This is a genomic window from Candidatus Poriferisodalis sp., from assembly GCF_965204125.1.
Taxonomy (GTDB): domain Bacteria; phylum Actinomycetota; class Acidimicrobiia; order Acidimicrobiales; family Poriferisodalaceae; genus Poriferisodalis.
This window is the reverse complement of sequence record NZ_OZ241968.1, coordinates 892,165-915,718: the sequence shown is the minus strand read 5'-3', so window position 1 is coordinate 915,718 and position 23,554 is coordinate 892,165. Positions and strand designations below refer to the sequence as shown.

Sequence of the window (23,554 nt, the reverse complement as noted above, 5' to 3'; positions counted from 1 at the left end):
CCCGCGCCCTCATGAATAGTCAGGGCTAGAGCTTCGAGTGCGAGGAACGGGCCAGGGCGCGGTGCAATTGGGGCTGCCGATCCCTCCGCCGAGGTGGTTGCAGCGACGCTGGGATCTACTTGGACAGCCGGTGCGAGTGCCGCGGGCGCTCTTCGGTTACGAATTCTCTGCAGCGGACGCTCGGGCTGAAGCTTCGTTCGTTTGCGAGCACCTGTGGATGCAGCGACGAACCGAGCGGAAGGATGCGTCGGAGTGATTGAACCCGAGAATGAAACGATCAGCGCCACAATCAGCAGGATCGGCGGAGCCCTTCGCGAGCACATTGAAGCCGAATACCACATCAGCGACGAGACAATCATCCGGCAGCGTCGAGCGCTCCTTGAGCAACCGGGTGTCATCGTCCAAGAGCCTTACCTCGAATCCACTCCGCGTTACGTCTCGGGTCCGACATTTGCCCAGTTGGGCCTGCCACAACCAGCTGAAGCGATCTTGACACTGATGGCACGCGTCGGCGACCGCGGAACGCTGCTCCATGATCCGCCATACGCTCACCAAGCCGAGGCCCTTCAACGTGCCATCTTGGAGAACCAGAGCCTCGTCGTGACCACGGGAACTGGATCGGGCAAGACCGAGACCTTCCTGTCACCGATTTTGGCCCAGCTGGCGATGGAAGCGTGCGACTCTCCGGACTCATTTGCGACCCCGGCGATGCGCGCGCTTGTCCTGTACCCCATGAATGCGCTCGTCAATGACCAATTGGCGCGGCTGCGACGCTTGTTTGGTAACGATGACGTCGTTCAGCGGTACATGCAATGGGCTGGCAGGCCCGCACGCTTCGCTCGCTACACCAGCCGGACCCTCTACCCAGGAGTTCGCACAAGTAGCAAGGACACACAGCGGCTCAAGCCAATAGACAGCTTCTACCTCGAACTTCTCAACCGGGAGAGTGGATCAGGCAACGAAGCTCAACGGGCTAAGAAACTGATCGAGGAACTGCGGCATCACGGCAAATGGCCAGCCAAGCCGGATCTGGCTACCTGGTTCGGCGAGAAAGGAAGCAGATGGCAGCGTAACGGCCAGTTCGTGCGTGCAGTCACCCTCCCCGAGGATTCCGAACTCTTTACGCGGCACGAAGTACTGGCAGCGCCACCTGATGTACTCGTTACCAACTACTCGATGCTCGAGTACATGCTGATGCGCCCCCTTGAACGGCCCATCTTCGAGGCCACGAAGGACTGGCTCAGCGGCAACCCTGAACGAGACTTCACATTGGTCATTGACGAGGCCCATCTCTACCGTGGCGCTGCCGGTGCGGAAGTCGCACTGCTGATCCGACGCCTCCGGGCTCGGCTCGGAATCGAAGCGGAACGTCTGAAGGTCATCTGTACCAGTGCAAGTTTCGCGGACCCGGCTTCCGCCCGTGACTTCGCAGCCGAACTGTCGGGCAAGGAGTCCGCCGACTTCGAGGGCATCACGGGGCACTTGGACCTGAAACCAACAGATGCACCGGGCACAGCCGAGGACATTCGACAACTGACCGCGATCCCGCTCAATGACCTCCATTCCCCAGATGAGCGGATCCGCCGAAGCGCGGTCGAGGGCTTCGTGACCTGGCGTCAAGTTGAGAATCAAGGGAGCGTCGAGATGCTCCTGCACCGCGCACTGGACTCATATCCGCCGATGGGTCGGCTCATTAACACGACGATGCAGCAAGCACGCCCGCTCGCGGAGCTCGCCACCGACGTGTTCGCCGGCCCGAACGACGGTGCGGATGCAGCGCTGACCTCGCTGATCGCTCTCGGGAGCATCGCACGGCCTTCACCGCTCGCTCGGGGAACCCTGCCGTGTCGGGTGCATACATTCTTGCGGGGCTTGCCAGGGCTCTGGGCATGCCTCGACCCTCACTGCACGGAAGTCGAAGAACAAGGACCCATAGGGAAACTCTTCTCTCAACCTCGCGAGAGCTGTGACTGCGGGGCGCGGGTCTTTGAGATGTACACGTGCCGGAATTGTGGCTCGGCGTACGCTCGTGCCTATACGAATGACGTTCTGGCGCCGGTCTTCCTGTGGTCCGAACCGGGCGAGTCCTTCGAACACGCATCCGGTGAGGTCTTCGAGCTAGCACCGCTGGATATCTGTCTCGAAGAACCGATGCCGGGAGTTGCCGAGCGCTTCGACTTGGACCTCGTCACCGGGCGGCTGGACCCAGTCGAGGACCCCGAGCGGTGCCGGACAGTTTTCCTGCCTCGAGACCGCGAGACCACAACGGTCGAGAACGATGACGACGAAGAGGAATACTCAACCCGCGCCAGCGGCGAGTTCCGTCCTTGCGGAGTGTGCGGCCAAGTCGCGAACTTCGGCCAGTCGTCAGTCCAAGATCATCAAACCAAGGGCGATCAGCCGTTCCAGTCAGTCGTTGCTCGACAGGTCGACGTTCAGTCGCCGGGGCCCCAACAGGCATCTACGTTCGCACCGCTGCGGGGCAGGAAGGTGCTTGCCTTCTCTGACTCTCGACAACTGGCCGCTCGCCTCGCGCCGAATCTGCAGACATTCGCAATGCGCGATGCTGTGAGGCCGCTATTGCTGCTCGGGCTGCGTGAACTCCAGAAGCACGAATCGTTCGGCCCTCATGTCAATCTCGATGACGCTTACCTCGCGGTCATGCTCGGTGCACGGCTGTGTGGGGTTCGACTGCGATATGAGTCGCGGACAGGCGAGTCCACCCAACTGCAGCGAGAACTCGACGGCATGGATGACTCAGATCTGGACGACCCTGCTGCCTTGATGCATCTCTACTTCAGGTCAAGATCGGAGACGGCGCCCGAGTCTCTACTACGGGCAATCGTCACGACAATCCGCCACAAGTGGACGGGCCTGCAACCGCTCGCGCTCGCCTCCCTCGTCGAACTCGATAGCGGCGAACTGCTCCAGGCGCTGCCGACGACCGAGCACTATGACTCGGACGAGAAGCGGTTGGCCCTAGCGCGGTTATGGATCAGTCACTGGACCACAGCAGGCTTGTGGTTTGCAGACATGCCCTCCAGTTGGTGGTTAAACGAAGTCAAAGGACGCAGAGGCTCGTTCCCTCCACTGAATGGGTGGCTAGGCGATGCTGCGTCACGACGAGAATTCGAGAGCATCTGGTTGCCGGTACTGCTGGACCGCCTGTGCGAACCCCAAGGCAGTACCTGGCGGATCAAGGCATCGCGGCTCACCCTGGATGCGGGACCCGGCTGGGCCTATTGCCGGACGTGCAAGACGACACAACGGCCGTTCCCGGGAAGCAACCGATGCGTTTCGTGCTGCCGCGAGGATGTCGAAGAGATTGATCCCGAAGCGGACACGGTGTTTAGGGCGCGCAAAGGGCATTACCGAGCGGCCGCCGTGGACTTGCTCGGCCCCCAAAGGAAGCCTCCAACTGTCCTCGTCGCAGCAGAGCACACTGCCCAACTGGGGGAAGCTCATCGCGACGCAGTGTTCTCCAAGGCCGAAGAGCACGAGCTGCTCTTCCAAGACATTGACATCACGGAAGCGATCGGCCAGAGCGCTCGTTCGGCGATCGATGTGCTTTCGTGTACTACCACGATGGAGGTAGGTATCGACATTGGTGCGCTCTCGGGTGTAGCGCTCCGCAACATGCCACCCGCTCGAGCGAACTACCAACAGCGTGCCGGTCGTGCCGGCCGCCGAGGCAACGCTGTCGCCACCGTCATCGGGTTTGGAAGCGCGGACAGCCATGATGAGCACTACTTCAGCCACCCTGACGAGATGATTCGAGGTGACGTCGACGATCCGATCCTGTGTCTGGACAATGCCGATATCGCCCGCCGACATGTGACAGCCTTCTTACTTCAGCGGTACCTCTCGGTTCGACTGCCAGCGATCGACCCCGAGTCTCAACCGCAGCTCTTCGAGGTACTCGGAAAGGTCGATGACTTCGTCGACGATTCGGCAGCGCTGAACTTGAGCGACTTCGCACAGTGGCTGAAGACCGAGAAGGGGATACTCGGGTCCGAGCTTGATGCGTGGCTTCCCAGCCAACTCGATGACACCGATCGCCACGACATCATCGAGCACTTCCCAGAGCGAACCATCCAGGTGCTTCGCCACGCGCTCGAAGGGGATCTAGAACATCACGACGAGACGTACGCGGAGCAAGAACCTGGTGAAACGCAAGAGAGTGAAGATGAATCGGCTCTAGAACTGCCCGATGAAGCAGGGGAGGAACGGTCCGATCCCCAGCTTGCGAAGGAGAACCTTCTTCACCGGCTCCTGCACAAGGGCGTTCTTCCTCGCTATGCCTTCCCAACCGACGTGGTGTCATTTCACGTCTTCGATGCCGAGGGGTCCACCCTGTATCGTCCGGCATTTCACTACGCGCCAAGTCAAGGGTTGCCCGTGGCGCTGACGCAGTATGCGCCGGGCAAGAGTGTCTGGATCGACGGCAAGCTGTGGACTTCGGGTGCGCTGTACTCACCCATGCTCTCGGGCAGGGCGGACGCGTGGCGAGACCGGCGAATCTATTTTGAGTGCTCGGTCTGCCGCTTCGCAATGACTGTGAGCCGGTCGGAATCTGAACCCGGAGAGGTTCGCGACTGCCCGGCGTGCGGGGCGAGGGACCAGTTCGGCGAGGCTCGTCACTGGCTGCGCCCCCCGGGGTTCGCCCACCCTCAGGACCAGACCGAACAAACATCTCCCGACGATCAGCCAGCGCGCAGCTACGCGACTCGAGCGCAGCTGGTCGCAGCCTCGCCATCGGGTTCGGAAAGCTGGCAAGACGTCACTTCGAGAATCCGTCACTTCTACGACAGATCGTCACTGCTGGTCACGAACACGGGCCCCAGCCAGAGGGGATACACATGCTGCCTCAGATGTGGGCTGATTAGCCCGACGGCCTTCCCCGCGGGCCACGTGCGCGCAGAGCACCCCAAACCATTTCCCGACCCTAGAGAGCAAGAATGTGAAGGTGGGTTGGCTACAAGCGGATTGGTGCTCGGCACCGAATTCGTTTCCGATGTGCTTCGGTTGCTGCTACGAGTCGACCATCCAATCATCCTTCGACCAGGTGCCCTGCCCACTCAGGTCGCGTTACGCACTGTCGCAGAAGCGATCACGATCGCCGCAACACGACTGCTGGAAATCGATGCAAGCGAACTCCAAGCCGAGTACCGGCCCGCACTCACGGAACAGGGGAAGCTCGGTCTCGAGGCGGAGATCTACCTCTACGACACGTTGCCCGGTGGCGCCGGCTTCGCCCGAGAGGTGGGTCTGCGGAGTCACCAAGTGCTCTTGGAGGCCCTAGCAGTACTTGAAGACTGCCCCGCCGACTGCGACAGGAGCTGCTACCGGTGCATTCGCAGCTTCAGAAATCGCTTCGAGCACCAGCATCTCGACCGCTTCGTCGGAGCGAGTCTTCTCAAGTATCTGCTGCGTGACGAAGAGCCCCTTCTGGAGCCCTCGCGCGTCGAGCACTCGCTGGACCGCCTTCATGCTGACCTCGTGCGGCACGGAATTGAAGGCGTCCAGTTCGAACGCAGCTACTCAGTGCAGGTGCCGGGAATCGGTGAATTGATCGCACCGATAGCGGCCATAAAGAATGGCCGAACGCTCATCATCGGCACACACGCACCACTCGCTCCCGACTATCCCGCAGATCCCTTGCTTCGTGACGCGAAGGAATACAGCGCCGGAACTCAGATCGAGCTCATCAACGACATCGTTGTCGGGCAAAATTTGCCTGCCGCGACCCTTGGGGTCATTCAGCGTGTCAATGGCATCTGACCGACACTTCGTGGCAGGAATCGAAGAAATCGAAGGCATCTGGGCTGAGGCGCCAGCTCGGTTCAGCTACACAAGCTTGACCGAGGCCGAAGACTGCCCGAGGCGCTGGAGCCTCAGGAGATCTGACTACCTAGGCCTGTGGCCAGGCAACGGATACCCCGACCGGCCAAGCGGCGCCGCTTTAGCGGGCGAGGTTGTGCACCGGAGCCTCGAGACAATCGTCGGCGCGCTCGTCGCCAACGGCTGCACGGGCCCCCAAGACGAATACGCGGTGTCGGTGATGCGGTCTCTGGGCGGATTTAGCGAAGTCATCCGTGAGGCGATCGACGAGCGGATCCAGGAACTCGGGGACAATCCGCGATGCCGTGACACGGCCGAGCAAATCGCAGGCGACCTCCTGCAGCGCGTTGCTGACATGCGAAGAGAGACGCAGGCACTTGTATCGCGTACACCGTTCTTGTCTCGGGACCCCCAGCGGGAACCGTCCGCCGAGGCCGGCCCGAAAGTGACGGGAACCCGGCATCTACCCGACGGCTCCTACGCGGAGTTCACGCTCCGATCGACTTCGCTTCGACTGATCGGTCGAGCCGACCTAGTGACGCTGGCCGGCACCGATGTCCACATTGTGGACTACAAGACCGGCGAGCCGTCGCCGCAACACGCCGAACAGCTACGGCTCTATGCCTTGCTGTGGTCCCGCAGCGACCATCCGGATCCGCTTCGTCCGTACGCAACCCGGCTCAGTGCTTCGTACCCCGGCCTTGACGTCGACATAGCTGTGCCAGACGAGATCGAACTCGAAGAAATTGAACGCCAAACAGCGGCCAGAATTGCGCGCCTTGAGGAGCACCTCGCCGAGTACCCACCAGAGGCCCGACCTGCGACGGAGCGTTGCCGACGATGTTCTGTCCGACATCTCTGCGATCCGTACTGGCAGTTCACAGAGCTTCAGGCCAACTCCGTCGGTCGTGGCGATCTGCGAGGAATCATCACAGAGTCCTGTGGACCGCGAGCCTGGACGTTGCGCCTCATGAACGGCGACGATGTGCTGCTGCTCGGCACCGATGGCACATCAGCGATCAGGGTCGGAGCACATCTACGCGTCCTTGATGCACATATCGAGCCTGCCTCCGACAACGACCAGGTCGTGGCCTCCCTTGCTTCCGCATCCGAGGTATATGTCGAGCGATGAGGAGGGGGTTGTCGACCGCTACGTTCCGCGACCACCCGCGCTAGTTGCTACCGGCGGGTAACGCAACGCGGGCCCTATGCCGCACTGGTCGTTCCGTCGTATCGGACGCGACACGGTCGAGAACGTCCGCTGACTCGATGCGGCCCCACAACCATCGTGTCATCCACCAACCCGAGATTCGGCGTACGTCATCGGTCGTGGTGCTCCGTACCAAGTACCGAGGCCGCGAGTTCATCCCCAGCAGGTACGAGCGGAGATTGTGCACCAGCGACACGCCATAGATCAGGCGCTCGCGGCCGTGGCGAAGCAGGCGATCCGAGGGCCATCCCAGTGCATCAAGCCCGGCACGTACCTTTCGGAGCTTCGGGTTAACGCCTTCGCCGAAGAGGCTGTTCACTCTAGTCCCGTTGCTGGTCTGTTCACAGAGCCGGACGAGAGCGGCGACGGTGTCGGCCGAGAAGTGGGATGTCCCAAATGACCGCGAGCGTCCCAAGCGCTCTAGCCGCAAGTCCGCGTCAGCGTCCAGCACTGCTGCCGGGATGCTGACACGGTTGTATTGGCTTGAAGCGATCCCGTAGAGAGATGTCGTCCCGATGTAGACCAGTCGCGATGCGCGGCTGATAGGCCTGCCAGCGACCGACGATGCGATTTCGCTCTCGTAGTGCCGGTACTTGCGTTGGTAGGCACGCACCACGCTGGGACTCATCGCCAACATCGCAACGAGCTTCCCGCCGATGATCTCGTTATAGGGAGCGACGGCGCCGCAAACGGAGAGGTCAGCTATCTCAGTACCGACGGTGTCCGCTTTGGCTCGTCGAGCAATCGACATGATCGCCCGGCGAGCCTCTGGGTCTTCCAAGGCGGAACGAAGCCCTGCAGCGCGTGCCTTCGGGTAGAGAAATCGAAGCAGCGCTGCCTTGTCGCGCATCAGATCCGCAAGTAGCAGGCACCGCTTGGCTCGGTACAGGTCCGATTCTGCGCGAGCCTCCCAATAGTCAGCACAATCGCGACCAAGCGTGGCGACGTGGTCACGGCGAGCAAGCCGCAGGTGATCGGCGCGCCGCGCAGTTGCCTCGGATCTCAGCGCCTCGATGGACTCCGTCGCGGGACATTCCCACAGCGTTGGCCAGAACAACTCGTCCCGAATCAGATCGTCGATGTAGACCTCGCTCTTGCGTTGTTCCAGTCGGCTGACCAGCCAACGGGCATGTTCCCCCGAAGGATTGTCGGACAGCTCGCTCAGTACGTCCTTCGGACGCCACCCGATCCAGCTGTCACGCTTGTCCATCTGCACAATTGCGCTGCTGAGCGCAGCGATGCCAATCACCGGGTGATTGGCGGCCGCGCGGTCACGAACGAGCAAAGCCATCGTCCGACCAGGAACGGTGGCGTGCTGATTGGACCAGGTATGTCGGAAGTAGCGCCAGATGTCGCTCAACCGAATGCCTGTCCACTTGTCGCGTCTCGGTGATTCGACGATCTGGATATACGGATCCACTACGGACCGCACTCTGTCGCTGTCGAACTCGGAGCGGCGAATGCGCTTCAGCGATGTTGCCAATTCCGGGCCGTCGCGCATCAGGTCGAAGATCGACACCAGCTTGCCGCGGTGCTCGCGCGGGGCTTCCATACTTCGTATGAATCGAGTAATGGACGGCTTGCTCAGCTGTTCGTCTCGCTTGAGCAACTCCTGGTGTCTGACCCTGCGCTTCTCGTATTCGGCATCATCGGCTCGCTCCGGTGCGCGGATCTCCACGTTCGTGCAGTCCTGCAGTCGAATCGACCACCCCTGCAGATGCAGGTCGATGAGAACTCGTGCTGCTGCTTCACCGGCCGGGTGGCGGAACTCGTCGCCAATCAGCCGCGTCGGTGCGTTGCCGCTACTGAGTGCCAGTGTCAATGACATCAGGGCCTGGTGATCCTCCTCGGGTAGTCCCTCGGGGCATCGCAGTGTCAACCAAGTCACGACTAGTGCTCATGCATTCAAGTAGGTCGCAGCGAAGTCTGACCACTGAGAGCGGAACTGTGCTGCTGCATGGCCTGAGTGCCCGGGGCCGGCGGCGGCTTCAGCACGCGCCAACGCGAGAAGAACTAGGCCGACCCGCTTCGCTGTGCGTTGATCAGCTGGCGTCGCGCTCTCTGTGAGGGGTCGAAGCACGTCTCGGTAGAGCGGGTGGCGCTCGTTGACGACCACGGACATGTCCTGCCCCTCGGTCTCGACCGTGAGCGCCGATGTCCCGGCGATCTCGCCGACCTCTAGCCGGTACACGGCCGACGCGCTCGGGCCGGGGCCGAGACGCGGAAGCGATTCCGAGCACAAGGCGGCGGTTCTCGCCGCATCAGCTAACGGGCCGCGGACCTTGACGAGTTCGAAGCGGCGTCGAACACGAGCGTTGAGCGCATTTGCGATCGGCCCGAGGTCTGCGGACAGCAAGTCGTTCAGGTGCGGGGTCGGGGTTACCTGCTGCTTTGTGTGCGTGATGCCGAAGAGTTCATCTAGCACCGGGTCGAAACGGATCTCGCAACGCCACCAGTCGTCATAGTTCTGACGCCGTCGGCCGCCCATGAACCACCATCCCGAATCGACTTCCCGGTCAGCGCGGACGATCGAGACGTTGGCAGCGTTCGTGATGCCGATTCGACGCTTCTGCTGAACAGACAGATCGCACCAGGCTTCGACTGGGAGTTCGGTGAATATGACTTCGACTGTGCCGTGTCCGGCTGCAGTGGCTAGTTCGTACGCGAGAGGCTCGCCGAACGCTTTCGCTGTATGGGCCGTTCCTGTGCTCAAGAAGAGAGGGTCGGCAGGGGTTAGGGGCTTGTCGTTCACAACGATCGAGAGCCCCGCGCCCAGAAAGTGACGGTACGTTCGACTCAGCGAGTCGGCGAGCTTGTTGGCGATCGTCGATGGGCGCCGATATCCGAGTCGGTCACACCTTCGCAGACGCACGAGCGTCCCACTCGGACTATCCGCAGTGACCGTTTGCCGTTCGGCATTCGCAGGCAACGCGAATCGGGTGTCGCCGCCGACGATCTCGTCCAGATCGAGAGTGCTCAGCAGTGAGCTGTCGGACTGCCAGCTGTACACCTCGACGCGGCGAGCGAGGCTCAGTGCCGCGTTGGGAAGCCCCATGCCGAAGCGCCCTAGTGACGAGCGGTCGCCGAATCTGGAGCTGCCTCCGAAAGTCAGAGCGCCGGACAGCTCAGCAGCGTTCATGCCCATGCCGTCGTCTGTCACGGCGATTTCGATCGGGAACTCAGTGCAGTCGCTCTTGGCAACATCCACTCTGATGGACTGTGCCCCCGCCTGAATCGAGTTGTCTACGAATTCCGACACCGCGCTCGCTACGGAGCGATAGCCAGCGTCGCGGGTCGCCACCAAGAAATTCCCGATCTCGACTAGCGATCGGCCTCGGTCGACTTCAGTTGACAGGGGCAATTTCGCGTCTCCCGTCGCTTTGCTGAGCAGAGGGCGTCGCTCTGCCGGTGGATTCGACATCAGGTTGCTACACATTTGCAGCGATCGGCGCAGTCGACCGCTGGCGGTCAGTTACCCGGTCTGAATTGGCCACGCACGGTGTGCGTTGCAGGCGGCGGTTCTCCACAAAGGTGCCGCTGGGTGCGCAATGACGAAGCACATGTAATGCAACCAGCGCTGCTGGACCTGCTGCGTCGTCGGCGAACAGGAGCCGCGCGATGCCCGTTGGGCTGAAGTTCTCCGCTACGCGCGAACGATTCATGCAGCAAACTGCCTTCGGGGCTGAACACCTGCGAGAGTTGAGCCGAGCGAACCGCGGCATACCGGGTTCTTGCTTAGGACAGTTTTGGATTCGTCTTCGGCCGAGCCAATAGCTTCGTCGGACACTACCTGCACGCCACTTCGGGGGCGCGGCCTCTATCTCGCCGTTCCCGCGTCTGCCCAGCGCCAGTTGCGGAGGCGGCCGGTTCGAGGAGCGCCGAACAGCGTCCTCTGGTCATGCGGGTACCCTGCGGGGCAACGGTTGACCACAGGGGTTCCGGCCGCAAGCCGGGAGGAGTCCACAGGGTGAGCGACACGCAGCTCAGCGCTTGGCTAGAGGTCATGCCCGAAATCGCAGCGGTAGTCAACGATTTCCAGTCTGAAGCCGTCCAGCGTGACGCGTTCCGGGTGCTCGTCGACCTTGCCGGATTCGATGTTTCCCGCATCGACTGGAATGAAACGGCAATGTCGACAGCGCTCCTCGAAGGACTCCTCGGTCAGGCCGGTTTCGGGGAGCTCATGGACAAGCTGGCGGCCATCGAATCCACTTCGTCCTCGCTGGCACCCGATGAGGTGGAGCGACGGAGCTCTCTCTCTCCTGAAGAGCTTCGCGAGATGGCTCGACGGGCGGGTCGTGGCGAGCCTGTCAGCCTTGCATGACCCAGTGGCGTGACTTGGCGCGTAGCTGATCCACACCGCTGCTTTGATGAGTGGGCCGATGGCAAGAGCGACGAAGACCGAGAGCGGCTGCTTATCGGACTCGCAGATCTCGCCGACCGGCCTCGTGACGAACTGCCAGGATTTCGACTGACTGCTCGATCGCCGATGAACCGCTGGACGATCATCGGTTCAACTCTCGTCGTCATTCGGAGTTACGAAACCGCTGGAGTCTTTGATTTGGTGGACCTTCGGGACCTGTGAGTTCGGCTCGTGCCGGTACCGTTCGCAGCGCATGGCTGAGTCAACTGCCGCGGCGCCGGCCGCAGTGCTGCCGGCGGATCACCCGATCCACCGGCTGGGCGACAGCCTGTACCTGCGGGCGGCCCGCTGCCGGCGTACCGAGCAGGTGCCGGTGTGGTTCCAGCGGCAGGCCGGGCGCTCGCTGCCGGAATACCGGGCGCTGCGAGGGCAGGGCAGCATTCTCGACGCCATCGCCGATCCGCCCACTGCCGCCGAGATCACCTTGCAGCCGGTGCGCCGTTACGGGGTGGATGCGGCGGTGCTGTTCTCCGACATCGTGGTGCCGGCCGCCGCAGTCGGCTTCGGGATCGACGTGGTGCCCGGCGTGGGGCCGGTGGCCGGCCAACCGCTGCGCAGCCGCGCTGATCTGGATCGGCTGCCGGAGCTTGACGCCGAGGCGCACACCCCGTACGTGCTCGACACCGTCCGGCTGCTGGCCGCCGAGCTCGACGTGCCGCTCGTCGGCTTCGCCGGGGCGCCGTTCACGGTGGCGAGCTACCTGGTCGAAGGCGCACCTTCCCGCCAGCACCTGCGGACCAAGTCGCTCATGTACACCGACACGGCGCTGTGGCACGACCTCATGGAACGGCTGGCGTCCATAGCCGTGGCCTCGATGCGATCGCAGGTGCTGGCCGGCGCCAGCGCCGTGCAGCTGTTCGACTCGTGGGCGGGCACGCTGTCGCCCGCCGACTATGCGGCGTTCGTGGCGCCTCACAGCAAGCGGGTCTTCGACGAGCTGGCCGACCTGGGCGTGCCCCGGGCGCACTTTGGCGTGGGCACCGGGGAGCTGCTCGACCAGATGGCCGGGGTGGGCGCCGACGTGGTGGGCGTGGACTGGCGGGTGCCGCTCGAGGTGGCTCGTGAGCGGGTCGGGCCCGGCGTAGCGCTGCAGGGCAACCTCGACCCGGCCCTGTGCGTGGCGGGATGGGATGCCGTGCGTCCCGCCGCCGACCGCATCCTGGCCGCCGGCACGACCGAGAGCGGCTACATCTTCAACCTGGGCCACGGCGTGCTGCCCGAGACCGACCCTGCCGTGCTCGAACGGCTGACCGACCATGTGCACGCGTACCGGCGGCCGCTGCCCAAACAACCCGACTGAGCGAGCGGTGGACTGCGTCGTGGCACCCCGCAGTCGTGGTGACCTGTCGGCATGACAACTCAGCGGGTTGTTGTGGTCGGCGGCGGCATCGCCGGGCTGACTGCCGCCTACCGCCTGCTGCACCCTGCCGACGCGGCGGCCGAAGTGCCCCGTGTGGTGCTGATCGACAGCGCCGAGCGCTTGGGCGGCAAGATCCTCTCGACGCCGTTCGAAGGGCGGCTTGTGGACGAGGGCGCCGATGCGTTCCTGCTGCGGGTGCCCTGGGCGATCGAGCTGTGCGACGAGCTGGGCATCTCAGCCGAGCGCATTTCGCCGGCGGTAGGCGGCGCCTCGGTCGTTCGGGTTAGCTCGCGCGGCCAACGGCTGGCACCGCTGCCCGATGGCTTGATCGGCGGGGTGCCCACACGGCTGGGTCCGCTCGTCCGCTCGCCGCTGCTCGGCCCGCTGGGCACGCTGCGGGCTGCGGCCGACTACGTGTTGCCGCGGCGGTTCACGGAACGTCGGCGAGGCCCCAATGGCACCGACATCATGATCGAGGGCCGCAGACGCGCTGTGAGCGTGCGTCCCGGCGCCGCCAGCGTCGGTGACATCGTGCGCGCCCGGCTCGGTGAGGCCGTGGCGTCGCAGGTGGTCGACCCGCTGCTCGGCAGCATCAGCGCGGGCGACATCAACCGGATCGACGCCGCGACCTCGGCGCCGATCCTCGGCCAAGCGCTGGAGCGCAGCCGATCGCTCATGAGAGGACTGCGCCGGATGCAGCCTGCGCCTGCCGCAGACGGCTCCGGCCCCCCACCGATCTTCGGCAGCTTCGAAGGCGGGATGGGCCGGCTGATCCAAGCGCTGACGGAGCGGCTGGACGGATGCGTCTTGCGCCTGGGCACCCCGGTGGAAGCAATCCGACGCCCCAGCACTCGATTCGCTGTCGACACAGGTTCCGAGGTACTCGATGCAGACGCGGTCATCATCGCTGCACCGGCCTACGCAGCAGCGCAGATGCTGCCGGCCGCACCTCACGCTGCGGCGGCGCTTGGCCTCATCAAGTACGCGTCGGTTGCCGTCGTGACGCTGAGCGTCCGCGCCGACGCCATCGAGGCACCGCACGAGGCCGGATTCTTGGTCACTCGGAATACCGGTTGGCTCACGACGGCCTGCAGCTACGGCTCGGCCAAGTGGCCCAACTGGGCTGCGGGTGGTGATCAACCCGACGACAGCCGGAATGTAATTCTGAGGGTGTCAGTGGGCCGGGACGACGACGACCGACACACGCGCCTTGACGATGCCGAGCTGCGCGACACCGTTCTCGGTGAGCTGTCGAGCCTGCCGCCGCTGCGGCGCCTGAGCGACCCCGGCGCTGTCGCCGAGTGGAGGGTCTCGCGCTGGCCGCAGTCGCTGCCGCAGTACCGGCCCGGACACGGTCAGCTCGTCGACCGGATCTCCGAGGCGCTGGCACGCGAGATGCCGGGCGTGTTCGTGACCGGGGCCGCCTACCGGGGCCTCGGCATTCCGGCATGCATCCGGCAGGGCAACGAGGCGGCAGCAGCCGTCGTGCAGCACTTGGCCTCGGTCCCCGCCTCCAGCTCGCCGTGAGTCGAGCAGCCGTCGCCGATCGGCTGCCGTGCGACGGCCGAACGGTTGCCTCGCCGTGAACCGGCTGCTGCGCGACGGCCTTGCGCTCGTGCTCGGAGCGCTCACCATGCTGTCGCTGCCGCCGTGGGGGCTGTGGCCGCTCGGCCCCGTCGGCATCGGCCTGTGGCTGCGCTTCTGCAACCGGGGAGCGCAGCGCTGGCGCGACCGGCTCGAGGTGGCAGCGGCCTTCTGGCTGGGCGCCTACCTGCTCGGGCTGTTCTGGATGACCGAGCTGACCGTGCCGGGATGGATCGCGGCAGTGCCGGTCGAGACGCTCATCATGGCGCTGCCGCTGTCGCTCGTTCCCGCCAGCGGCCGATGGCGTGCGCTAGGCGTGCCCGCCGCGCTGGTGCTGGGCGAAGCCGTGCGCTGGCAGGTGCCCTTCGGCGGCGTGCCCATGTCGAATCTGGCGCTGGGTCAGGTCGGCGGGCCGTGGCTGGGCACCGCGGTGCTTGCAGGTCCGCTGGGGGTGGTCGCGCTCGTGGGCGTGGGTGCCGTCATCGTCGAGCGCCTCTGCGCGCGGGAGTGGTGTGCCGTGTCCTGGCCGGCGGTGGTGGCCATCGCCGCGCCCATCGCGGCGCTGGCGTGGCCCGCCACCACGGTGGACGCCACCGTCACGGCGGCTGTCGTCCAGGCCGGCGGCGAACTGGGCACCAACGTCGACACGCCGCAGCGCAGCGTGCGGCTGCGGCACCTCGACACCACCAACGCCTGGCAGGGCAATGCCGACCTCATGGTGTGGAGCGAGAGCAGCACGTCGGCCGACGGCCCGCTGGAGGCCTCCGACAACCTGGCCGAGCTGGAAGCGCTGGCCGGCTGGCGCGACACGGTCCTCATAGCCAACTTCTACGAGCGCGCCGATGATCAACGGTTCCGCAACGCCACCGTCGCCATCGACCCCGCCACGGGCCTGGCAGATCGCTACGACAAGGCCCACCTGGTGCCCTTCGGCGAATACGTGCCGCTGCGCAGCGTGGTGGAACCGTTCGCCGACCTGTCGCTGATCTCCCGCGAAGCCATCGCCGGCGAGGGTCCCGGCGTGCTTTCGACCTCGCTGGGCGACATCGCCGTCGTCACCTCCTACGAGGTGTACTTCAGCGATCTCGTGCGAGACGGGGTACAGGCCGGCGGCCGAATCGTGGCGAACCCCACGCTGGCGTCGTCGTACAGCACCTCGGTGGTGCCTTCCCAATCGCTCGCCAGTGCACGGCTGCGGGCAGTCGAAACCGGGCGCTGGGTTCTGCAGGCGTCCACCACCGGCTACAGCGCCGTCGTGTCGCCCGACGGCGAGGTCACTCACCGCAGCGAGCTGCGCGAATCCATCGTGCTGGCCGGCGAAGTCGAGCTTCGCTCAGGCAGCACCCCGGCGCTGACGCTGGGCTCGTGGCCGCTGATCGTGGCAGCCGCCGTGCTGCTCGCCTGGTGCGTTTTGCCAGCCGGCCGACGCAGAGGCTGAGCCGGCAGGCGAAGCCGTGGCCCGAGCGGCCCGTGAGCGGCAGCGAACAAGAGCGGGAGACAACAGGTACGACAACGAGAAGGTTCACCTGTTCGCGCCGCCTCAAGTCCGGCCGTGCGGAGGGATGACGAGCCGCGAGTAGCCTTGATCAGCCTCAAAAGCGGTGACGAGCCAAGCGTGAGCCATCCGGAAATCCAGGCAGAACAAGCTCATATCGACCGTGCGTACGCGCTGCTGGAATCGTCCCGGCAGCGAGTGACGCGGCTGCGCGACATGGTCGAGGTGGGTCGCGGCGGCACACGGCAGGCCCGCTTCGAACGCGACGTCATCGAAGACGCCGTTGCAGGGCGCCTGAGCCAGCTCGAGCTCGGCTCGTCGTCGCTGGTGTTCGGCCGCATCGACCGGTCCGCGGGGCCGAACGGCGATGCTGACAAGTCCGACGGCAGTCCTGACGGCAATGGCGCCAGCGAGACGTTCTACATCGGCAGGCTTGCGGTAGCCGACGAGCGCCAGGAGCCGGTGGTGGTGGACTGGCGGGCCCCGATCGCCGAGCCGTTCTTCCGGGCCACCGGTGGCGACCCGCTCGGCCTGCTGCGACGGCGGCACTTCGTGTGCCGCGGCCGCGTGCTTGCCGACCTCGAAGACGAGTTCTTCGACCTCGATGCGCTCGACGGCCAGAGCGGCGACGGCCCTCGCTCCCGGCTGAACGCCCACGGGGCGCTGTATGCCGCGCTCGAGCAGCGCCGCGACGGCCAGCTGCGCCAGGTGGTGGCCACGATCCAGGCCGAGCAGGACGAGATCATCCGCAGCCCGCGCAAGGGGATCCTGGTCACACAAGGCGGTCCCGGCACCGGCAAGACCATCGTGGCGCTGCACCGCGCCGCCTACCTGCTGTACACGTACCGGTTCCCGCTGGCCGGGCAGGGCGTGCTCGTGGTGGGGCCCAACCGGCTCTTCCTGCGCTACGTCGAACGGGTGCTGCCCAGCCTGGGCGAAGCCGGTGTGCACCTGTTCGTGCTGGCCGACCTGATCAACGAGATCTTCCCCGACGTGCGGGTACGCCTGGCCGACACGGCTGACGTGGCGCGCATTAAGGGCGATGTCCGCATGTCGCAGGTGGTGAAGAACGCCGTGCGCGACCGGCAGCGCCCGCTGCGCGGCGATCTGCGTCTCGACTTCGGATTGGGTTACGTCACGCTGGCGGCAAGCACGTCGAGGGCCATCGTGGCCGAGGCTCGCCGCCGTTTCCGCCATCACAACGCGGGCCGGGCGTACGTGGAGCAGGCGGTCTATTCGGCCATGTCGGCCTCGCACCGCCGCCGCCCCGACCCGTCCAAGCTGCGCGAACGGTTCTCCCGCCATCCCGAGGTGATGGAGGCGTTCGAGCGCATGTGGCCGCTGCTGACCCCCGCGCAGCTGCTGCGCGACCTCTACGGCTCGCGTGCGCTGCTGCGGTCGGCGGCCGACGGGGCGCTGGCCGACGCCGAGACCGAGCAGCTGTACCGCCCCCGGGGCGATAGCGAGGCCGACTACGAGTGGAGCGACGCCGACGTGCCCGTGCTCGACGAGGCCTACGCCGTGCTGGGGCCCCGGTCGCGCTCGCGCAAGCGCCGCAGCGACACCGAGATGCGCACCTACGGCCACATCGTGGTGGACGAATGCCAGGACCAGCCGCCGATGGCGCTGCGGATGATCGCCCGCCGGTCGCTGAACGGCTCGATGACGCTGGTCGGCGACATTGCCCAGGCCACCTCCGCGCATGCGCCGTCGAGCTGGCACGAGATTCTGGCCCACCTGCCGTCGGGGCCCGTTGCGCCACGGCTGTCCGAGCTCACGCTGAGCTACCGGATCCCCCAGCCCAGCCTCGAGCTGGCCAACCAGGTGCTCGCTGCGGCTGCGCCCGGCCTGGCCCCGCCCGCTGCAGTGCGCATCGACGGCTCGCCGCCCCGTTTCGTGACAGCGCCTGATGGCGTAGCGCCGGCCGTGCTGGACACGGTTGTCACCGAAGCGGCCGAGCTGGACGGCGGGAGCATGCTGGTGGTGTCGCCCGCCGAGCACATGGACGGCATCGCCGAGCTGTTTGCCTCCGCCGGCGTCGACTTCGGCCGTGCCACTGCGGCGAGCCGCAACGCCACCGGAGCGCTGCACCCGCATGTGACCCTGGCGCCGGTGCGGCTGTGCAAAGGGCTGGAAACCGACGGCGTGGTGGTGGTGGAGCCGGCCGCAATGGTCGACGAGGAGCCGCAGGGCCTGCGGGCGCTGTACGTGGCGCTGACCCGTGCCACCAAGCGCGTTGCGGTGGTGTCGTCGCGCCCGCTGCCCGAACCGCTCCGCTCGGCTGCTGCGTCACACGGCGCTGGGGCGTGCAACACTGGCCGCATTGCCGCAAACGCCGCTGCGGCAGAGGCGAGATCGGGAGATTCGCATGGCTGATGTCACGGTGACCGTGCTGGACAATGGACCGCTGCTGGTGCGTGGTCCTTGCCAGGTATCGGACCACGAGGGGAACACGCTGTCTGAAGGCGATGCGGTTGTTGCGCTTTGCCGGTGTGGTGAGTCGAATACCAAGCCGATGTGTGATGGCAGTCATAACCAGGGGTTCGACGGCACGCTGAATCCGCCCAGCTAGGACGCGCCCGCTGCGAAGGCGGGTGTGACACCGGGGCTGTAGTAATGGCCTTGGATGGCTGGTTCTGCCTCTGAGGGCGACATTGCGGGTCGGATGCACCCGGCATTGGGGTCGTTTACCGCGCCTACGGCGGAGTGGTTTGCTTCTACCTTTGCGGCGCCTACTGAGTGCCAAGTCTCGGGGTGGGAGAGCATTTCGGCGGGGCGCCATTGTTTGATTGCAGCGCCTACCGGGTCGGGCAAGACGCTTGCCGCGTTCCTGTGGGCGATCGACCGGGTGATGAGCGAGCCGGAGCCGGCGCATGCGGAGCGCACCCGGGTGCTGTACCTGTCGCCGCTGCGGGCGCTGGCGGTCGATGTCGACAAGAACCTGCGGGCGCCGCTGGCCGGCATCAGCCTGGCCGCCGAGCGGCTGGGCGTCGACGTGCATATGCCGACGGTGGGGGTGCGCACGGGCGACACCAGCGCTGCTGAACGCCGGCGGCTGGTCACCCGGCCGCCCGACATCGCCATCACCACGCCCGAGTCGCTGTACCTCATGCTGACGTCGCAGGCGCGCGAGACGCTGCGGTGGGTGCGGTGGGTGATTGTCGACGAGATCCATTCGGTGGCCGCCACCAAGCGGGGCACGCACCTGGCGCTGTCGTTGGAGCGGCTGTGCGAGCTGACGGCTGAGCCTCCGCAGCGGATCGGGTTGTCGGCCACGCAGCGACCGCTGTCTGAGGTTGCCCGGTTCTTGGGCGGCAGCGATCCGGAGCGTCCCGATTCGCGTCATGTCGAGATCACCGACGCCGGCATGACCAAGCAGCTCGACGTAGAGGTCATTGTCGGCGTGTCCGACATGGGCGATCTGGCGGCTGCCAGTGCCGACGCTGCACCCAATGGCGCCGTGCGCGTCGACCACGACGATGACTTCGCGCCGCCGCTTGCGGTGGCGCCATCAGACACAGCGCCGCCGCCGGCCGTGGCGCCATCAGACACAGCATCGCCGCAGACGCACTCCAACAGCATCTGGCCTGCGATTCATCCGCGGCTGCTGCAGCTGGTCTACGCGCACCGTTCCACGATCATCTTCACCAATGCGCGCCGGCTGGCCGAGCGGCTGGCCACCCGACTGAACGAGCTGCATCTGGAGGGGCTCAACCGGGCCGCCGAGGCCGAAGGCACCTCGCCGCCCGAGGGTGCCGAGCTGGTGCGGGCGCATCACGGTTCGCTCAGTCGTGAGCAGCGGCTCGGAATCGAGGACGATCTCAAGGCGGGCCGGGTGCGCGCCATCGTGGCCACCTCGTCGTTGGAGCTGGGCATCGACATGGGCGCGGTCGACCTGGTGGTGCAGGTGGCCTCGCCGCCGTCGGTGGCGGCAGGCATGCAGCGCATCGGGCGGGCCGGGCACCAGGTGGGCGAGCCCAGCGTCGGCAAGATCTTCCCCCGCCACCGGGGCGACCTGGTGGAGGCGGCGGTGGTGGCGCAGCGCATGGGCACCGGCGAGATCGAGTCGATCCGCTACCCCCGTCAGCCGCTCGATGTGCTGGCCCAGCAGATCGTGGCCATGGTCGCGGTCGACGACTGGTCGGTGCCCGACCTGCTGGCTGTCATCCGGCGGGCCGCGCCCTACGAGCAGCTCAGCGAGGAGGTGTTCAGCTCGGTGCTCGACCTGCTGGCGGGCCGCTACCCGTCCGAGGAGTTCCGCGAGCTGCGGCCGCGCATCGTGTGGGATCGCACCACCGGGATGCTGCGGGCCCGCCAGGGTGCGGGCCGCTTGGCGGTCACAAATGCCGGCACGATTCCCGACCGGGGCCTCTACGCCGTATTCACCACCGACGGGTCGCGTGTGGGCGAGCTCGACGAGGAGATGGTGTACGAGGCCCGGGTGGGCGAGACGTTCCTGTTGGGAGCGTCGACGTGGCGGATCGCTGAGATCACCTTCGACCGGGTCGTGGTCACGCCTGCGCCGGGCGAGCCGGGCAAGATGCCGTTCTGGCACGGCGACGGGCCCGGCCGACCGCTGGAGCTGGGCAGGGCGGTCGGGGCGTTCATCCGCACGATCGGCGACGCGCTGCCGGCGGATCTTGAGTCGCACCTGATGCAGCTCGATGCCGAAGCGGAGAGCGCTGCGGTCATGGCCCGGCGCGGCGACGTGGACTCGGCAGGCCAGCCGTCATCGGAGGCAAGCGGCGGTGTGGCGCCGCCCCGTCGAGCTTCCAAAGCCGCAGAGCCGACCGCTCAGCTCGTGGAACAGCTGCAGCGGGAGAACTGTCTTGATCGCTCTGCCGCAGTGAACGTGCTGCGCTACCTCGACGCGCAGCGAGCGGCGACCGGTGCGGTGCCCGACGACCGCACGATCGTGGTGGAGCGCTTCCGCGACGAGATCGGCGACTGGCGCATCTGCATCCTCACCCCGTTCGGCGCCCGGGTGCATGCGCCGTGGGGCATCGCGTTGCAGGCCAAGCTCGCCGAGCAGGCCGCCGGCAGCGGGGACGTCAACGGCATGGGCGGCGTGGAGCTGCTGTGGAGCGACGACGGGATCGTGCTGCGGCTGCCCGATGTCTGGTCGCCCGACGAGCCCGACGGTGCGGCCGGCAACGGATCGGCGTGGGATTCGCCGGGCACAAGCGGCGCCCCGGTGCTGGATGCGACCGACTTGGCGCTCGACCCCGACGAGGTGCGGGACGCCATCGTGAGTCATCTGCCCTCGACGGCGCTGTTCGCGTCGCGCTTCCGGGAGGTCGCGGGCCGTGCGCTGCTGCTGCCTCGCCGCCGGCCCGGTGAGCGGGTGCCGCTATGGCAGCAGCGCCAGCGCTCTGCCGGGTTGCTGGAGGTGGCGGCGAAGTACCCGAGCTTCCCGATGCTGTTGGAGACCTCCCGGGAATGCCTGCAGGAAGTGTTCGATGTGCCGGCACTGGCGGAGGTGCTGTCCGACATCCGGTCGCGCAAGATCCGCATGGTCACCGTCGACACCGACGGCGCCTCGCCGATGGCGCAGAGCCTGTTGTTCGACTGGATCTCGGTGTTCATGTACGGCGGCGACGCGCCGCTGGCCGAGCGCCGGGCCGCTGCCCTGGCGCTCGACCGCGACCTGCTGGCCGATCTGCTCGGCGCCGAGGAACTGCGGGAGCTGCTCGACGCCGAGGTGCTCGCCACGCTCGAGCTGGAGCTGCAGCGATTGGCCGACGGTCGCCGCGCCCGCAGCGCCGACGAGCTCGCCGACGTCCTCAGCCGGGTCGGTGACCTCACCGCCGAGGAGATCTCCTACCGCTGTGAGGCGAGCGCGCCGGGGGAGGATTGGCTGGCTGAGCTGTTGGCCGAGCGTCGCGCCGTGGAGCTGCGGGTGGCCGGCGAGACCCGGTATGTGGCGGTGGAGGATGCCGCCCGGTACCGGGACGCGCTGGGGTGCGCCCTGCCCGTGGGTCTCCCTGCCGCGCTGACCGTCGACATGCTGACGCCGGGAACCGATCCGCTCGACGAGCTGGTGGCCCGCTTCGCATCCACGCATGTGCCGTTCGAAGCCGATGCTGTTGCCGAGCGGCTGGGCATTGCAGTCGTGCGCGTCACTGCGGCGCTCAACCGGCTCGAGACAGCCAAGCGGGTCACCCGGGGTGCATTCCGGCCCGACGGCACCAGCACCGAATGGTGCGACACATCGGTGCTGCGAACGGTGCGACGGCGCTCGCTGGCGCGGCTGCGGCGCGAGGTGGAACCGGTGCCGCCCGAGGCGTATGCCCGCTTCCTGGCTGCGTGGCACAGCATCGACCGGCCACGGCGGGGTGCCGATGCGCTGGCCGACGCCATCACCCAGCTCGCGGGCGCACCCGTGGCCGCTTCGATTCTGGAGACCGATGTGCTGCCCGCACGTGTCGCCCGCTACAGCGGTGCCGATCTGGACGCGTTGCTCGCGAGCGGCGAGCTGGTGTGGATCGGTGCGGGATCGCTCGGCCCGAACGACGGCCGCATCCGTCTCTACTGGCGCGACGAGATCGCCACCCTGGCACCGCCGACCGATACCGAACCCGAAGACCCTGTGGCCGCGGCAGTGCTCGCTCACCTGGGCGAGCACGGTGCCGCCTTCTGGCCTGACCTGCTCAGCGCCGCCCACGCCGCCACCGCTCACAGCGACGGGCCGGCCGACCTCTCAAGCGTGTCCGAGCAGGTGCTGGCCGCGTTGTGGGATTTGGTGTGGGCAGGGCTGGTCACCAACGACACGCTTGCCCCGCTGCGAGCCCTTGGACCCCGTCGCAGCGGCCGAAGCAAGTCAGCCAGCCGATCTTCCGGCGCTGGCCGAGCCGCAGGCGCCCGACAGGGTGCTCGCCGGGGCCGGTCGGGCGTGTTGACCCGTTCGGGCCCGGCCCGTCGACGCCCCGGCCGCTTGCGCTCGGGCGGGCCGCCGAGTGCGGCAGGCCGCTGGTCGCTCACCTCGCTGCTGCGGGAGCCAGCACCGTCACCCACCGAACGGGCGCACGGCGGCGCGCAGGCGCTGCTGGAGCGGCATGGCATCGTCACCCGCCCGGGCGTGCTGGCCGAGGGCCATCCGGGGGGCTTCGCAGCGGCATACGGCATCCTGCGGGCGCTCGAGGAACGGGGCAGCGTGCGGCGTGGACACTTCGTCGAGGGCCTCGGCGCGGCACAGTTCGCCACCGCCGCCGCAGTCGAGCGCCTGCGCGACTTCCGAGAGAGCTCAGACGGCGTGGTGGTGCTCGGCGCGGCCGACCCGGCCCAGCCCTACGGCGCCGCACTCGGCTGGCCGCCCAGCGACGGCCGGCCCAGCCGAACTGCCGGCGCGCACGTGGTGCTGGCCGACGGCACTCCGCTCGTAGCGCTGGACCGTGGCGGGCGCTCGCTGCACACCTTCGAGCACGCCGCAGCCGACCTCCGCTGGGTCGGCGCGCTGCGCCAGGCACTCGCCGACGGCCGGCTCGCCAGAGTCGAGCTGGCCCGCATCGATGCCGGCCCCGCAGCTGAGCACCCGATTCATGACCTGCTCATAGAGCACGGCTTCACCCCCGGCTACCGGGGTCCCACGCTGCGAACCTGAGAAAAACCTGAACATGGGCAGCAGGTCGGCGTGCGTAGAGTTGC

General features: G+C 66.5%; 11 protein-coding genes. 9 read left to right on the top strand and 2 right to left on the bottom strand.

All coding sequences use genetic code 11. From position 1 onward, the window contains the following. Positions 1-252 precede the first annotated feature (252 nt). A complete protein-coding gene (locus ACOGXD_RS04380) occupies positions 253-5,781 on the top strand; it encodes a DEAD/DEAH box helicase (RefSeq protein ID WP_419916700.1) in 5,529 nt (1,842 codons plus the stop codon). After that, on the top strand, positions 5,771-6,973 hold the full coding sequence (locus ACOGXD_RS04375; protein WP_419916699.1) for a RecB family exonuclease: 1,203 nt from the start codon (positions 5,771-5,773) through the stop codon (positions 6,971-6,973). Before ACOGXD_RS04380 ends, ACOGXD_RS04375 begins: the two co-directional genes overlap by 11 nt. A 40-nt stretch (positions 6,974-7,013) precedes the next feature. On the opposite strand, the gene ACOGXD_RS04370 is transcribed toward ACOGXD_RS04375, so the two are convergent. Together ACOGXD_RS04370 and ACOGXD_RS04365 are read right to left on the bottom strand one after the other, a co-directional pair. Next, positions 7,014-8,411, bottom strand: a complete 1,398-nt coding sequence (locus tag ACOGXD_RS04370) for a Druantia anti-phage system protein DruA (protein ID WP_419916698.1) — start codon at positions 8,409-8,411, stop codon at positions 7,014-7,016. A 537-nt stretch (positions 8,412-8,948) separates the two neighbouring features. After that, the gene (locus ACOGXD_RS04365; protein ID WP_419916697.1) at positions 8,949-10,472 is read right to left on the bottom strand and encodes an ATP-binding protein; all 1,524 of its coding nucleotides are present in this window, start codon (positions 10,470-10,472) and stop codon (positions 8,949-8,951) included. Positions 10,473-11,018: 546 nt separating this feature from the next. Here ACOGXD_RS04365 and ACOGXD_RS04360 point away from each other — a divergent pair. The 7 genes from ACOGXD_RS04360 to ACOGXD_RS04330 all read left to right on the top strand — a co-directional run bounded on the left by ACOGXD_RS04360 (position 11,019) and on the right by ACOGXD_RS04330 (position 23,510). After that, positions 11,019-11,372, top strand: a complete 354-nt coding sequence (locus tag ACOGXD_RS04360) for a hypothetical protein (protein ID WP_419916696.1) — start codon at positions 11,019-11,021, stop codon at positions 11,370-11,372. Between the two features lie 292 nt (positions 11,373-11,664). Further along, complete coding sequence (gene hemE, locus ACOGXD_RS04355; RefSeq protein ID WP_419916695.1) at positions 11,665-12,771, top strand: uroporphyrinogen decarboxylase; 1,107 nt, start codon at positions 11,665-11,667, stop codon at positions 12,769-12,771. Positions 12,772-12,822: 51 nt separating this feature from the next. Next, positions 12,823-14,358 (top strand): protoporphyrinogen oxidase, encoded by a 1,536-nt coding sequence (gene hemG, locus ACOGXD_RS04350; protein WP_419916694.1) that lies wholly within the window; start codon positions 12,823-12,825, stop codon positions 14,356-14,358. Between the two features lie 55 nt (positions 14,359-14,413). Continuing rightward, positions 14,414-15,853 (top strand): apolipoprotein N-acyltransferase, encoded by a 1,440-nt coding sequence (gene lnt / locus ACOGXD_RS04345; RefSeq protein ID WP_419916693.1) that lies wholly within the window; start codon positions 14,414-14,416, stop codon positions 15,851-15,853. Positions 15,854-16,030: 177 nt separating this feature from the next. Next, positions 16,031-18,286, top strand: coding sequence for a HelD family protein (locus ACOGXD_RS04340; RefSeq protein WP_419916692.1), 2,256 nt, complete (start codon positions 16,031-16,033; stop codon positions 18,284-18,286). Continuing rightward, positions 18,279-18,482: a CDGSH iron-sulfur domain-containing protein gene (locus tag ACOGXD_RS04335; protein ID WP_419916691.1), complete on the top strand. Its 204-nt coding sequence runs from the start codon at positions 18,279-18,281 to the stop codon at positions 18,480-18,482. The genes ACOGXD_RS04340 and ACOGXD_RS04335 overlap by 8 nt, the downstream gene beginning before the upstream one ends. 93 nt (positions 18,483-18,575) lie before the next feature. Beyond that, positions 18,576-23,510, top strand: a complete 4,935-nt coding sequence (locus ACOGXD_RS04330; protein ID WP_419917348.1) for an Lhr family helicase — start codon at positions 18,576-18,578, stop codon at positions 23,508-23,510. Positions 23,511-23,554: the final 44 nt, after the last annotated feature.